The organism is Leptospiraceae bacterium, from assembly GCA_015075105.1.
GTDB lineage: Bacteria > Spirochaetota > Leptospiria > Leptospirales > Leptospiraceae > JABWCC01.
This window is the reverse complement of record JABTUZ010000001.1, coordinates 1,506,625-1,520,960: the sequence shown is the minus strand read 5'-3', so window position 1 is coordinate 1,520,960 and position 14,336 is coordinate 1,506,625. Positions and strand designations below refer to the sequence as shown.

11 protein-coding genes and 1 rRNA gene are annotated in these 14,336 nt (G+C 34.0%); 6 read left to right on the top strand and 6 right to left on the bottom strand.

Annotated elements, in window-relative coordinates; genetic code table 11:
* Position 1 precedes the first annotated feature (1 nt).
* Together HS129_07390 and HS129_07385 are read right to left on the bottom strand one after the other, a co-directional pair.
* Positions 2-1,435: an FAD-binding oxidoreductase gene (locus HS129_07390; protein ID MBE7411873.1), complete on the bottom strand. Its 1,434-nt coding sequence runs from the start codon at positions 1,433-1,435 to the stop codon at positions 2-4.
* 5 nt (positions 1,436-1,440) lie between these two features.
* On the bottom strand, positions 1,441-2,178 hold the full coding sequence (locus HS129_07385) for an SDR family NAD(P)-dependent oxidoreductase (protein ID MBE7411872.1): 738 nt from the start codon (positions 2,176-2,178) through the stop codon (positions 1,441-1,443).
* A gap of 92 nt (positions 2,179-2,270) precedes the next feature.
* Here HS129_07385 and HS129_07380 point away from each other — a divergent pair, with 92 nt between their 5' ends.
* Both HS129_07380 and HS129_07375 read left to right on the top strand, forming a co-directional pair.
* Positions 2,271-2,549 (top strand): hypothetical protein, encoded by a 279-nt coding sequence (locus HS129_07380; GenBank protein ID MBE7411871.1) that lies wholly within the window; start codon positions 2,271-2,273, stop codon positions 2,547-2,549.
* Position 2,550: 1 nt separating this feature from the next.
* Positions 2,551-3,750, top strand: a complete 1,200-nt coding sequence (locus HS129_07375) for an MFS transporter (protein MBE7411870.1) — start codon at positions 2,551-2,553, stop codon at positions 3,748-3,750.
* Positions 3,751-4,237: 487 nt separating this feature from the next.
* Here the strand turns inward: HS129_07375 and rrf are convergent.
* The 4 genes from rrf to HS129_07355 form a co-directional block, all read right to left on the bottom strand.
* Positions 4,238-4,354, bottom strand: a 5S ribosomal RNA gene (rrf, locus tag HS129_07370).
* Between the two features lie 68 nt (positions 4,355-4,422).
* Positions 4,423-5,604: a CoA transferase gene (locus HS129_07365; protein ID MBE7411869.1), complete on the bottom strand. Its 1,182-nt coding sequence runs from the start codon at positions 5,602-5,604 to the stop codon at positions 4,423-4,425.
* Positions 5,601-7,862 (bottom strand): sulfatase, encoded by a 2,262-nt coding sequence (locus HS129_07360; protein MBE7411868.1) that lies wholly within the window; start codon positions 7,860-7,862, stop codon positions 5,601-5,603. The genes HS129_07365 and HS129_07360 overlap by 4 nt, the downstream gene beginning before the upstream one ends.
* A gap of 18 nt (positions 7,863-7,880) precedes the next feature.
* A complete protein-coding gene (locus HS129_07355; GenBank protein MBE7411867.1) occupies positions 7,881-8,273 on the bottom strand; it encodes a cation transporter in 393 nt (130 codons plus the stop codon).
* A gap of 68 nt (positions 8,274-8,341) precedes the next feature.
* Between HS129_07355 and HS129_07350 the strand changes: the two genes are divergently transcribed.
* The 4 genes from HS129_07350 (at position 8,342) to HS129_07335 (ending at position 14,309) form a co-directional block, all read left to right on the top strand.
* Positions 8,342-10,174 (top strand): ATP-dependent DNA helicase RecQ, encoded by a 1,833-nt coding sequence (locus HS129_07350; protein ID MBE7411866.1) that lies wholly within the window; start codon positions 8,342-8,344, stop codon positions 10,172-10,174.
* Positions 10,175-10,672: 498 nt separating this feature from the next.
* Positions 10,673-11,281 carry a hypothetical protein gene (locus HS129_07345; protein MBE7411865.1) on the top strand — a complete coding sequence of 203 codons (609 nt, stop codon included), beginning with the start codon at positions 10,673-10,675 and terminating at the stop codon, positions 11,279-11,281.
* 247 nt (positions 11,282-11,528) lie between these two features.
* On the top strand, positions 11,529-12,977 hold the full coding sequence (locus tag HS129_07340) for an Ig-like domain-containing protein (GenBank protein MBE7411864.1): 1,449 nt from the start codon (positions 11,529-11,531) through the stop codon (positions 12,975-12,977).
* A gap of 33 nt (positions 12,978-13,010) precedes the next feature.
* Entirely contained in the window at positions 13,011-14,309 is a 1,299-nt protein-coding gene (locus HS129_07335; protein ID MBE7411863.1) for an adenosine deaminase, read from the top strand.
* Positions 14,310-14,336 lie beyond the last annotated feature (27 nt).

Sequence of the window (14,336 nt, the reverse complement as noted above, 5' to 3'; positions counted from 1 at the left end):
TTTATTTTTTAGGTTGTGTGAATATACGTCTATACAAATCAGATTCTAAGATAGACTTAGGGTCTAACTTCTTTTTTAGGTTTTTAAATTTCTCTAAATTTGTTTTCGGGAAAGCTCTTTGTACAATTTCCGGACGAAGAGTTAAGTCTTTTGCAAGGTAAAATTTCCCTTTCGATGTTAGCACGATTTCGTCTAACTCATAAATCATGCTCCAGAGATTTTCTTTGTTCTTTTTAGTTACAGGAAAATCCATTGCCATAGAATATCCGTCAACAGAGTGGGTGAGTAGAAAAGGATCGGGCCTATGTTTTTTGAATACTGAAAGAAATGAGACGATCTTTCTTTTTTGACAAGTCGTGAAAATTTCTGTAAACCCTTCTAATGCATTTTCCTTCGGTAAAAAACATTGGTATTGAATCATGCTTCCGGGTTTATAAATAAATTTCCAATTTGGTACATAGTCTAATAAAAATGCGTACTCTGCGTGACCTTGTAAGTATTCCTTAGGCTCAAACTTAGAGCTGATAAATTTTACTAAATTTAATATTTTTAAGCCATAGTAATTGGCAAAGGGTAGAAAAAATAGCCACATGATGGACTTGGGGATGATTCCAAAAAACTTTAAAGGCAAGTTTTGTTTTTCTAAAGATAAGTTTTCTGGAAAATCAGGGTCTTCTCCTTCAGATAAATTTATCGCTTTGTGGATCACCCCTCTACCTAAAGACTTTCCTTTTGAATACGAGTCCACCCAGCCTACTAAATAGTCTGAAGATTTTTCCTCTTTTTCAAAGTAGTCTATCATTTCTTTTAGGTTTTCTACTCTTTTAGGGAAGACTTTTAATTTACCGGAGTTTAATTTTTTTAGTTTTAGTGTGACTGTGAGAAATGCACCAAGCATCCCAAACCCACTGATTGCAGAAAAGAAAATTTCTTTATTTTTGTTTCTGTTTGCAGTAAGAATTTTACCGTTTGGAGTCATAAATGTAAATTCTAAAACATGCTCTCCAATTGTGCCTACCTTGAAATTATTTTTACCGTGTACATTCATGGAGAGTAAACCACCAAGAGAAGGGTGCATTGTGCCGCTCACTACTGGTGGCCAAAAACCTTCTTCAATGGAAAATTCCCATAGATGCTTTAGGCTGGCTCCTGACTGAATTTTGATAACCCCTTTTGTTTTATCCCAGTTTAGTATCTGGTTAAAATTGGACATGTCTATGATGAGACCTTTTTCATTTGTGGAGGCATCGCCATAGCTGCAACCTCCACCTCTAAAAGTGAGTTTGGTTTTGTTCTTATTTGCGAATTCGAAGATTTCTCTTATCTCTTCTTCTGTTTCCGGTTTTAAAACAGGACTCATCGAAAAGTGTGTCATGCCCCATCCACTGACTTTTTCTGGTGAAGGAATTTTGATTTCTTTAAGTTTTTTTTTCATTCTATTTATACCGACAGCTTTTTAAAAATAAATGAAGGAATATTTCTAATCACAAGACCTACAAGTGCCCACCTTACAGGAACATAAATTTTTTCTTTTCCTTTATTGACTGCATCTATAATAATCTTGGCTGCAAGGTTTGCAGAAATAACCCAAAATAGATTTTGCATTCCTTTTGTCATTTCCGTGTCAATAAACCCCGGTTTGACTGTAAGGACTTGGATTCCTTTTTTAGAAAGCCTATTTCTAAGAGACTCAAGATAGGTGTTGATCGCAGCCTTGGAAGTATTGTAGGCAGGGTTTCCTACTCGACCTCTGTCCCCGGCAATAGAAGAGATTCCAATGATTTTTCCTTTTCCCTGTTTTTGAAAATATTCTGCTGCCAAGTTTAGCCAAGAAATTGCACCAAGTAAATTTACGTTAAGAGTGCGTATGTCTTTTTCGGTATTGAATTCGTCTATTTCTACTTTTTCCATAATCCCGGAAGCATAATAGATTTCGTCAAGCCCTCCCATATTTTTCACAGCTTTCTCAAATGCACTCCTTGCTTTTTCAATATCAGTGACATCGTGCTTTATTGCATACCCTGAGTTTTTATCTGTAGAGGACTCGTCTATAATTTTTTTGCACTCTTTGTCCCTTCTTGCTACAAGGGACACTATGTTTCCCGATTGCAATAACTCTCTTGCTATTTCAGAGCCGATTCCACTGGAGGCTCCAACTATGATTATCTTTTTACTCATAGCCCTACATTAATTAGGAGTCGATTTTTTTCAATCCAAAGAATTCTAATTTGTGTTGGGCTTTTCTTAATTTTGACCGATTTTAGATATTGATGGAAAAACTTGAAATAGAAAAAATTATTTTTCATTCCATAATGCAGGAGCTTTCTCATACTGCAGGGGAGCTTTCTATTTTGGAAGTGAAAGAAATGATATTTCAATCACTTCAAAGGATGTCAGATTTTACGGTAGAGTGGGCTGAAACAAAAAAATTCGGGAGAAATAAATTGTTTCTCGGGAAAGGAAACACGGCTTTACTACTCGATATGAGTGAAATTATTACAGGAATTCAAACAGCATGGAAAGAATATCAAGATTCATTAAGCACATAATTTGAAATACATAACTAAAACAGTTTGGATATTATCTCTTGTGAGTCTATTTACGGATATGGCTAGCGAAATGCTCTATCCTATAATGCCTCTATATTTAAAAACAATCGGGTTTTCAGTAATATCAATCGGAGTATTGGAAGGAATTGCAGAGGCTACGGCTGGGCTAAGCAAGGGGTATTTTGGTAAATTTTCAGATAATTCAAGAAAAAGACTTCCATTTGTACAAATTGGATATGCCCTAAGTACTATTTCAAAACCAATGATGGCGATTTTTTCTTATCCGCTTTGGATATTTTTTGCAAGAACATTAGATCGCTTTGGAAAAGGAATCCGAACAGGAGCAAGAGACGCAATTCTATCCGATGAAGGAAGGGTTGAAACCAAAGGAAAAATTTTTGGGTTTCATCGGTCTATGGATACACTTGGGGCAGTAATTGGACCACTTTTTGCTCTGGCTTATCTCTACTTTTATCCGGAAGAATATAAATATCTTTTTTACATAGCGTTTGTGCCGGGAGTTTTTTCGATACTTGCTTCGTTTCTTTTAAAAGAAAAAAAACAGCCTTTCACAGCTTCTAACTCAAACTCAAAAACATCCATCTTCTCTTTTTTACAATATTTAAAAGAAAGCCCTAAAGAATATAAAAAGCTCATCTTTGGATTATTGATATTTACTTTATTTAATAGCTCCGATCTATTTTTATTGCTGAAAGTAAAAGAGGCTGGGTTTAGTGATTCGGAAGTAATTGGAGTTTATGTTTTTTATAATTTTATTTATGCGTTATTTGCTTTTCCGATTGGAATACTGGCGGATAAAATCGGCTTAAAAACTATTTTCATATCAGGGCTTTTTTTATTCGCAATTGTGTACTTTGGCATGGCTTCCAATAAAAATCTTATACTTTATATTTTTCTTTTTTTACTGTATGGGGTCTATTCTGCCGCAACTGAAGGTGTTTCAAAAGCATGGATAACAAATATAACAGACAAAAAAGACACAGCTACAGCAATTGGAGTGTTTGCTGGGTTTCAAAGTATTTGCACAATGCTTGCAAGCACTATTACAGGTTTTATTTGGTTTCAATTCGGTGCTAATTTTGCGTTTATATCAACAGCAGTGGTAACGATACTAGTAGCCTTATATTTTCTTTGGGTGGATGTTTCAGAAAAAAATATTCTTCCCTTAGATGAAATATGAAAATATAAAAAATAGTATTATTGAATTTAAAAAATTTCACAGAAATACAATCGAGTTTGTTGTCACGGAAGAAAAATTAAGATAGAGTTACAAGAAGTGAAAAAAATCATATCGGATGAAAAAAAGCTCCAAGAACGAGCCAAAAAAAATCCACTGTTATAAAACAGTGGATTTTTAAAAAACAATGCAGAAGAATTTTATTTCTTTGCGTCTTTTGTTGCAGGTGCTGCAGGAGCAGCTTTTTTATCGTTTTTCTTTTTGTCGCCAGCGATTAAGCTAACACTTACGATAGAAAGCACTGCAATCATGCTTAGTACAAGTTTTTTCATTTTTATCTCCTAATTTTGGATAGTATGTATCCATTTGGAAAATAATTTTTGAATTTAATTTAGTCAATTAAAAATTTACAAAATTTATATAGGAAGTCGAAAAGAAAAATATTAAAAGCTGATCGGATTGAAAGAATAATAGAAATGAAAAATAAAAAACCTGGCAACGTCCTACTCTCCCATACAGCGAACCATACAGTACCATTGGCGATGAGGAGCTTGACTTCCGTGTTCGGGATGGGAACGGGTATTTCCCCCTCTCTATCGTCACCAGGATTTGATACCATTGTTTTTTACCTGAGTTAAATTGCAAGCACAAATAGAAAAAAAGGATAAAAAAAAATTAAATAATTCGATTTTTTTTTAGGTCTATAATTGCGTTTTCTGAGTAACCCAAGACTTTAAATACCTCTAAATTGTGCTCACCGTGCTCAGGTGCGTGCAATCTGTATTCGCAAGGTGTTTCTGAAAATCTAAAAGGTGCTGCAAACTGTGGAATTTTTCCGTAAACAGGGTGTTCAAAATAAAATATGGATTTTCTTTCTTTCAAGTGTGGGTCTTGAAACACTTCAGAAATTTTTTTCACAAGTGTCAGGCAAGTGTCTTTGTTTTCAAATATATTTTTTAATGAGTCTTCATTTTGTTTTAAAAAGTAGTCTCTAATTTTTTCTTTTATATTACCAAAATTTTTTTCTTGATATGGAAATTCTTCTAAGATACTTTCTAAATTTGTATGACGTAAAAAAGTTCGAAAAAATCTTTCTTCTAAAGCACCTAAAAAAACATACCTATTGTTTTGGATTTCATAAACTGAGTAGTTGGGTAATTTTCCTGAAAGAATCTCATCTCCTCTTTTTGGATTTGTATTTTCAGAAATATACCCACCTGCATAAAGAGACAAGAATTGCAAGGAGCCTTCCATCATAGAAACATCAATTCTTTGACCTTTGCCGGTTTTTTCCCTGGAATATAGTGCAGCCAGAATTCCAGAGAGTGCGATTAGAGTTCCCCCCCCAATATCGGCAACTTGAAATCCTGCCAGAGAAGGAGGAGAGTCTTTTGTACCCATTTGATCTAATAGACCGGACAGGGATAGATAGTTTCCGTCGTGTCCTGCTAAATCTTTATAAGGTCCTGAGATTCCATAACCAGAAATACCGCAATAAATAAGTCGGGGAAATTTTTCTTTTAGAGTATCATAGCCAATTCCCATTTCGTCTAACGTAGATGGGCGAAATCCTTCGAGTAGTATATCCGATTTTTCTAATAAACGAAAAAGAATTTCTTTTGATTCCGGTTTTTTTAGATTTAAAGTAATTGCTTTTTTATTTCTATTGAGTAAGTGAAACGAGCCGGCAAAGCCGTTTTCGTTTTTTTGCATGGCTCTTGTCCCGTCGTACGCTCTTGGGTTTTCAACTTTTATTACCTCTGCTCCCATATCTCCAAGATACATAGAGCAAAGCGGCCCGGGCAACAAAAGACTTAGGTCAACAACTCTGATTCCGGCTAACGCACCTTTATTCATTTTACATATCCTTGTTTTTTTAATATATTTAGTGCATCCTTTTCTAATATCCCTGAGTTTTGTGTGTAGGAATTATTTTCTCCATTTTTCCAGACCTGTATTCTGAAATGTCTTGGTAAATCTGGTTTCCTGTTTTTTGAAAGATACAAATCTGAGCATGAAGTATTTGAAATTTTACAAGTTCCAGGAAAGACATCCATTTCTCCGACTCCTATTTCTCCCTTGTGGATTGGATTGTTGTCCAAGCTAATAGAGATTTCAGGAAGAGTGATGTCGGGATAGATTTTAAATCGAAATTGCAATAGTTCTTCGTCACCGAATATCTTATCTATTTGAAATCCATTTCCTGTTGTTATAAATTTTTCCGATTGCATTGAATTTTTTTCAGAAATAAAAATGGCTTTTCCGATTTTGGATGAGACTTTTAAATTCAACCTATGTCCTTTTTTTTTGTTTGGGTTTGCAATTCTAAATACATAGAACGAATCTTCGGTTTGAAAAGTGTTCATAGAATGACTCAAATCATTTTCTATTTCTAAATTTTGGATGGGTGAGTGCTCATTCGGATCATTTTTTAAATCATATAGAAAAGACGGCTCTTCTTGAATTTTCCCATCCCAGGAAAATCCGGTTCTATGGAATTTATAAGTTTTCTGTTTTAGCTTAAATCCATTTTTTCTATACGTCATTACACCTCTACTTTCACCGTAGTATTCCCTGTCTTTGGTTTCAAGTCCTTCGATCACGGGTTTTAAACTTTCTCCATTTGGTAAATGGTTGGGTTTGAATTTTAGATAATCTAAAAGTGTAGGGAAAATATCAATAGAGCGTACTTGGGTAGTGATTATTCTTCCTGTTTCTTGGTTTGGAAGTTTTATGATTAGAGGTGTTTGAATATCTTCTTCGTATAGCCCTTGTCCGTGTCCGAATAAAGTGTAGATTCCCGAAAATTTAGAAATTGAATGCGACCTGTCCATTACTTCTCCGTGGTCAGAGGTAATGAGAATAAATGAGTTGTCGAATAAATTATTTTCTTTTAAATGTTTAAAAAATCTGTTTAGTTCAGAATCAACGAATGCAACTTCTCCAAGGTACGATTTTTTTCTATAGTCTTCACTTTCAGATATTTTCACTTGGTGTAAAAACTTTTCCGGTGGAGTGTAAGGACGATGGGGGTCGTTGTAATTTAAGAATAGAAAAAATGGTCTTTCTTTTAGTGACGCTTTTCTTTTGTTTAAAAAAGAAATGGACTTTTCTGTAATTGGAATTGTATCTTTTTCTATTAAGGAAAAATCAAAAACTTTTTCAAACCCTGTATCAACTCCAAGGTATCTGTGATCTGTAACAAAAGGATTATTTCCGATCATCGCTGACTCGTAACCATTCACAGAAAAAAGTGCGGGTAGTGGAAGTATATCCGAGTTATAAAAGGCTCGTCTTTCTTCCGGGAAAACCGGATAGTCCCAGAAATTTATAAAAGTTTTCGACGGATACATTCCTGTAAAAAAAATCATTGTAGAGGGTCTTGTCCAAGAAGAGTTTACTGAATGGTTTGTAAAATACATGGATCTTTTTGCGAAGGTATCTATTGCAGGGGATGCTTCATATTCTGTTCCTGATACTCCGATTGCGTCTTTACGAAGCGAGTCGATTACGATAAATATTACATTCGGACGATTTTCAGTGCTTTCTTTTTGTAAAATTAATTCTGATATGTATATCAAATTTCCAGTATTTTCAATTGTTAAAATATTTTCACTTGTTTCAGAAACTATTTTTTCATTTTGTGAAATTTCTGTATTGTTCAAATATATTTGTAAATTTTGTGAAGAGGATTTGTTTTTTTCTGAAAATAACTCTTTAAAATTTAGAGAAGACTTTAGTTTTAGTGTATGGTTGATCTTCCCTTCAATTTTAAAACGAATTTTTCCTTGTTTTGGAATTCTTATCGCTTTGAAGGAATTTTTGACTCCGTGATCTGAAAATTCTTGATTAATAAAAAAATTATTTTCGGAATATTTTTGAAAATAGGTATTGTGGGTTTCTGGCTTTGTGAGTGGGGTATTCGGATAAGTTTCTAAGACAGAAATATTCGGATTTTCATAAAATAGGTTTACAATTTCAGGAAGAGGCTTTATTTTTTTTGATGGATTTATTCGTATTGTGAATTTTTCGGAAGTGAAAAATGAAGCGATTACAAAAAGTCCAAGCGGATAGAACAGGTAACTTTGAATTAGTCCTTTACGAAATAAATTCACAACTCCCTCTTATGAAAATCAAACCTCTGTAAACATTTTTGAACCGGTAAGCCATACTCCAGCAATAATAAATACAATCCCAAGCCATTGAGAGGAGCTTAACTTCTCTTTGAATAGAAAAGAAGATGCTATGAGTACGATTATAAAGCCGGTACTCGTAAATACAGGATAGGCTAAAGAAAGTTTTAATCCTTGTCCAAGCACGTATCTGTATGCGATCAAGGCTATCCCAAAAGAAGCCAATCCTGAAATAAATAACGGATTGAATAGAGTAAGTATAAGCCCTTGAATTTTAGAATCGGCTGATTGAAGTGATTCTTTGTCTTGAAAAGAACTGGATTTAATCAGTATATTCGCCATTGCATTGAATACGATTCCAGCCGAAAATACCAAAAGAACTTTGATTTGCAATTTTTTTTCCTATAGGTGAATTGGTTCTTATAGTAAAATTTCCCTATTGCAGGTCAAGAGAAAATTACGTGGAAAAATTTTCATTAGATTCACTACAAGTTAGCTTAGAAAAAATTTTTGGATTGAAAGAATTCCGAGAAGGTCAGTTGGAAGCGATTCGTTGTATTTTATCGGGGAAAGATACGTTAGTGCTTTTCCCGACAGGTGGGGGAAAGTCTATCACGTATCAATTGCCTGCTGCAATATCTGAAGATAAAACTTGTATAGTGATATCTCCTTTAATCTCATTGATGAAAGATCAGGTAGATGCGTTATCTGCTATTGGAATTCCTTCTACTTTTATAAATTCTTCTCAAGATGAGCTTGAACAAATGAGATCTATCAGCAGATTTGTGACAGGAAAGTTGAAGTTAGTGTATGTGTCCCCTGAAAAGGCAACATCAGAATATTTTTTAAAAATTGTATCTCAAATCAGTGTGAGTTTTATAGCAATTGATGAAGCCCATTGTATTTCACAGTGGGGACACGATTTTAGGAAAGAATACAGAGATTTACTAAAACTCAGAAAAGTTTGTGGAGAAAAAATTCCTGTAATTGCAGTTACGGCAACCGCAACCGAAAGGGTAATTTCAGATATTTGTGAAAGTTTGAAAATGCAAGACCCTAAGATTGTAAAAAGGAGTTTTTATAGAAAGAATCTTTCCTTTAAAGTAGAATTTACAGAGAGTGAGAGAGACAAAGAAATCCATCTTGAAGAGATTTTAATAAAGCACAACTTCAATAATAAAAATTCCGGTAAAGCGATCATTTATTGTGCAACACGAGTGCAGGTAGATGGAGTTTATGAAAAACTAAAAAATTCAGGATTTAGAGTAGGTAAATACCATGCGGGTCGGTCAGCCACAGCAAGAGAAAATATGCAGAATTCATACTTTACAGGAAAAGTAAATATACTGATAGCGACTAACGCATTTGGAATGGGGGTTGACTACCCTGATATTCGGCTCGTAGTGCATTACCAAACTCCTTCGTCATTAGAGCATTATTTTCAGGAATCCGGACGAGCCGGAAGAGACGGTAAAAATTCTGAATGTGTTTTATTTTTTCAGAATAAAGATGTATCTACACAGAGATTTATATTGCAAAAAGGCAGTCACAATTCCAGAAATTTAGAGCTACTTACTAAAATGAAAGAATATTCTTTTACTTCAATTTGCAGACAAAAATTTCTATGCAACTATTTTGGGGAGGCTTTGGATAAATGCGATTCTTGCGATAATTGCAAAAACAAAAAATCGAATTATAAAAGAGATTTGCTAATTGAAAAAGAAGAATTTATTCGAAATGAAAAATTAAAAAAATCTTCACATGAATTTACGAATGAAGAAATAGAAATTATTCTAAACTTGTTTGAATTCTATCCGGGGTTTTATGGAAAAAATATTTTATGCCAAATTCTAAGAGGAAAAAAAACAAAAGATATACTAAAAAGAAAACTAGAGAAGTCCGAGCTTTACGGGAAACTAAAAAATATTCCTGATGAATCTATACTTTTGCTTTTTGAGAAGATGCTCGAAAAAAATGAATTAAAAGTTGCAGGAAAAAAATACCCAAAGCTATACCATATAAAATTTCCTCCTATTGACAAATCTAGTTTAATAAAAAAAACTTCAGTCCCAAAAAAATCTGCAACTTTACTCAAAGAGTTGAAAAATTATAGAGACAGGGAAGCGAGAAGACTAAAGTGGAAAAAATACATGGTGTTTCAAAATGCTGTCTTAAAAAGAATTTCAGAGCAAAAACCAGAAAATAAGGTAGAGCTATTAAACATTAAAGGGGTCGGGAATTCTAAGGCTGAAAAGTTTGGAGAGGGAATTTTGAGTATCTTAGAAAAATTTTAAGTGACCTTTTTTTTAGTTCGATAAGTTTATCTATTTGTGGACACTGAAGAGCCTAAAGAATCTGAAGCAAAATCTAAGAGTTGGTGGAAATTCAGAAAAATAAATAAGTTTCCAAGTTTTGTAGAAATCTTAGAAAAAGGTCTAGATAGAGAATTATTCTTTGATCCAGACAAAGAAAAAAAACCAATTCCCGTAGAAGATCTGCCTGTAGATTTTGCTCTAAGACAATCTGGGTTTGTCCGAAAGGCTTATGAAAAAATATTTCCAGTCTCTCACATATTCCGTATAACGCACAAATACAATAGAGAATTTTTGGATAATTTTATGCCTATAACGAATGAAGATTATATTGGACGCGGCTCGTATAAGTTTGTGTATAAACTTCCTTGGAATCAAGTTGTAAAAGTCGGCAAGTCTAAGTTTTTATCTGATCCACTTTTTGGATCCCTGTATAAAGAAGTTTCTAAAAATTTAGAAAAGTATCTGAAACCCGAAGAATTGCAACTAAAAGAGTTTTTAGAAAGAAAAACATTTTTTCAATCTTCCAAAGAAGAAATAGATTTTAAATTCAAAAGGTTGGGTCTCGAAAGATTGCAATATTGGAAGATTAAATCTTTGATTCCTGATCTTGTGATGCCTACTCGATTTTTTATGGGGCTTAGATACCGTGCGAATCCTTTTCAGATTCCTTTGGTTACTCTCACCCCTTGCGACAACCAGAAGTTAATTGCAGGAAAACATTTGAAAGAGTTTGTGAAACTAAATGAAAAAATAAAACAAAACGTGATAGGTGAAATGCTGTTTCCAAAATGGAAGCTAAATTTTGATACTCATAAATTCGGTGTTATCGGAAAAGGGAAGCTGAAAAAAATTGCATTTGATTTTCACAGGGTGATTGAGGTTACACAATATTTGGCGGAAAAAGAAAAAATGATTTTTGACTTGCACTCAGAAAATATTATCATCACGATTCCTGATTTTGAATTGAAGATTTTTGATTACCATGTATTCGATGATTATCTATATGAGCCGAGTAAGGAAAATCCGTCTCCCGAAATAGACCATATCGAGACTATTCGGGAATTTATACGCTCTTTTGAATTATAAAAAATGAAAAAAAATCATTTAACTGAAATAAATTTTTGTTTCATTTGTTTATTTTTTTATAATGAATAAAAATTTAATTGAAACTATAAGGAGATAGAAATAATTTATTTATAATTGTATGATGAAGAAAATTTTTAAAAATTGGGATATGTTTTTTTACTTTTTTCAAAAATCTTATTTTGCAGGAACCGTTATTTGCTTAATTCTCTTTTTCATTTCTTGCCATAAGTCTAAGTTGGACAATCCATTGAGTATCGGCGATTCATCTTTTTTTGCGATGCAGGGGCTTAGGTGTGCAATGGGTCAGGATAGTGTATTTTGTCCTCACGAAAATCCATGGGTAATCAGTGTATCCCCTGCGGATTCTACTACAAGTGTATCCATTCAAAATACGATTTCAGTGACTTTTAACAAGCCGATGAATTCTTCTACACTTACAACCCAAGGTTCGGATGGAACGTGTAGTGGGTCATTTCAGGTGAGCGCAAATGATTTTTCTAGCTGCGTTGGTGGGACGCTTACTTCCTCTAATCCGAGCTTTACTTTTACACCAAATCCGAATTTATGTGTGGGAAATACCTACAAAGTCAAAATTACTACTGCAGCCAAAGACCTTGTGGGTAATTCTTTTTCAAATGATTATGTTACTTCAGGGTTTTCTACAATCAATCCTAAAGTGGGTAGTGGGGCTGGAGCCTGGGTTACTACTTTTGCTATTTCTTGCAACACATTGTACGCAGGGGGGACTTTTACAATATTTGGAGGACAATCAAGAAATTATCTTGCGAGTGTTGACCTTCAAACCGGAAATGTAACTTCATGGGACCCAAACCCAAATGGTCAGCCAAGTGCAATTGCAATTTCTGGATCCACTGTCTATATTGGTGGTGCATTTACGACAATTGCAGGGACTTCACGAAATTATATCGCTTCTTTTAATAAAGACACAGGAATTTTAAATTCTTGGAATCCAAACAGTTCCGGGAGTATATACTCAATTGCGGTCAGTGGCGACACTGTATATATTGGTGGATCATTTACCACAATAGGTGTTAATTCTAGAACAAATATTGCTTCAATAGATGCAACTACTGGCCTTGTAACTCCTTGGAACAGTAGCACTAACAACGCAGTTTATGGTTTAACTTTGAATAATTCGACTTTGTATGTTGCAGGATCATTTAATTTGCTTGGTGGGAGTGGAAGAGTTAGAATTGGAGCTTTAAATACAAATACTGCTTCATTAGATCCATGGAATCCAAATCCGAGTGGAGGCTCTCTTGTAAATTCTACATACATTACGGGGAATAGTGTTTTTGTATGTGGGAATTTTACAAATATAGGGGGTCAATCAAGAACATTTGTTGGGGAGTTGGACATATCCACTGCACTTGCAACGAACTTAAATTTGATAATTACCGGTGCTTCGACTCAATCCGTGGCTAAAAAGAACAATTTAGTATATATTGGGGGCAGCTATAGTATCATCGGTGGGCAATCTAGAAATAATCTATCTTCAATAAATTATTTAACAGGCCTTGTGACTTCATGGAATCCAAATCCTGATAATGCCTTATACGATGTAAAAATTATAGGAAATATTATCTATGTCGTTGGAATGTTTGCAAATATTTCAGGCCAGCCTCGTGGTGGAATTGCTGCATTTGACGAGGCTACGGGTAGTTTACTTCCTTGAAAAAAATATTTTTAATTTGGTCATTACGCTTTTATGAATAAATATTGTGACTTGCATTCCCATTTATACGGGGCAATTGATGCAGAAATACTTTTGCAAATAGGGAAAGAAAATCCTACTCCTCGTTGGGATATATTTATTGAATTACACGAAAAGCTTTTTCATGAAAAAATCGATCCAAATACTTTTTTTTTGAAATACGGAGATATTAATGAATTTAAAAAATTGTCCCATTTTAAGTCGAGAGCACCTTTTTTAGAGTTTCAATCCAAGTTCAATTTGGTAATTGCTTTGACAAAGTTTCAACCGGAAGAAATTAAAAGAGTCTGTATGGACGTTATGCGAAAAGATATGTCTTTTGGGGCGAGTTTTTCAGAGTATAGAATTATGTATTCTCCATTAGAAACAGAAAAAGGCTACCACGAAAAAACAATTACGGCCTGCGAAGGACTAAAAGAAGCAGAAGGGGTTTTGGAAAAAATCCAAGGAAGACTCATTGTTTCACTACATAGAGACGGGGATTTTTATACACAATACAAATGGCTAAAAAACTGCATGAAAAATAGCGAAGTAGTTAGAAAATATTTGGTCGGTATCGATTTTTGCGGAGTAGAAGAAAATTTTCCTCCAAAAGAAAAAAAAGACTTTTTTCAAACTGTAAATTCTGATAACTTAATAGAACCTCAATACGCCCTTTCTATTCTTTACCATGTAGGGGAAAGTTTTGGGGATAAGACCCCGATTTCTACAGTACGGTGGATTTATGAGACTTCAAAAAATGGAGCTCACAGGCTTGGGCATTGCCTTGCTCTCGGATTAGATCCAAAAATATTTACCGGGAAAAATTTTGTAGAAAAAGTTTCTGAAAGAATAGACGAGCTAAAATTTGAAATAGACAACTATAAAGAAATAGGTAAGTTTGGGAGTTTGCAACCAATTGAAAAAAAAATAGTAGAGTTGGGAAATTTACAAAATAGAAACTTAGACGAATTGGTTACTACCTTATTTGATAGTTATTCAGAAATGGAATTGAAAACCTTTCAGGAATTTGCAATGAAAAAACTTGCGGAAAATAAAACGGTTATTGAGTCTTGTCCGACCTCTAATCTTAGGATAGGCAGGATGGAAAAAAAAGAAAACCACCCGTTAAAAAGATTTATCGAAAAAGGATTAAGGGTAACTATCGGAACAGATGATTCTGGGATTTTCGATACAAATATTCAAAAAGAGTATGAACTGGCAGAGTCCATTGGAGTAGCTTTTACAGACTTAGAAAAAATTAGAGAAGACTCATTTTTATACTTATCTGAAAAACTTTCCGGAAAAAATTGAGACACTTCTGCATAAACCCTAAAATAG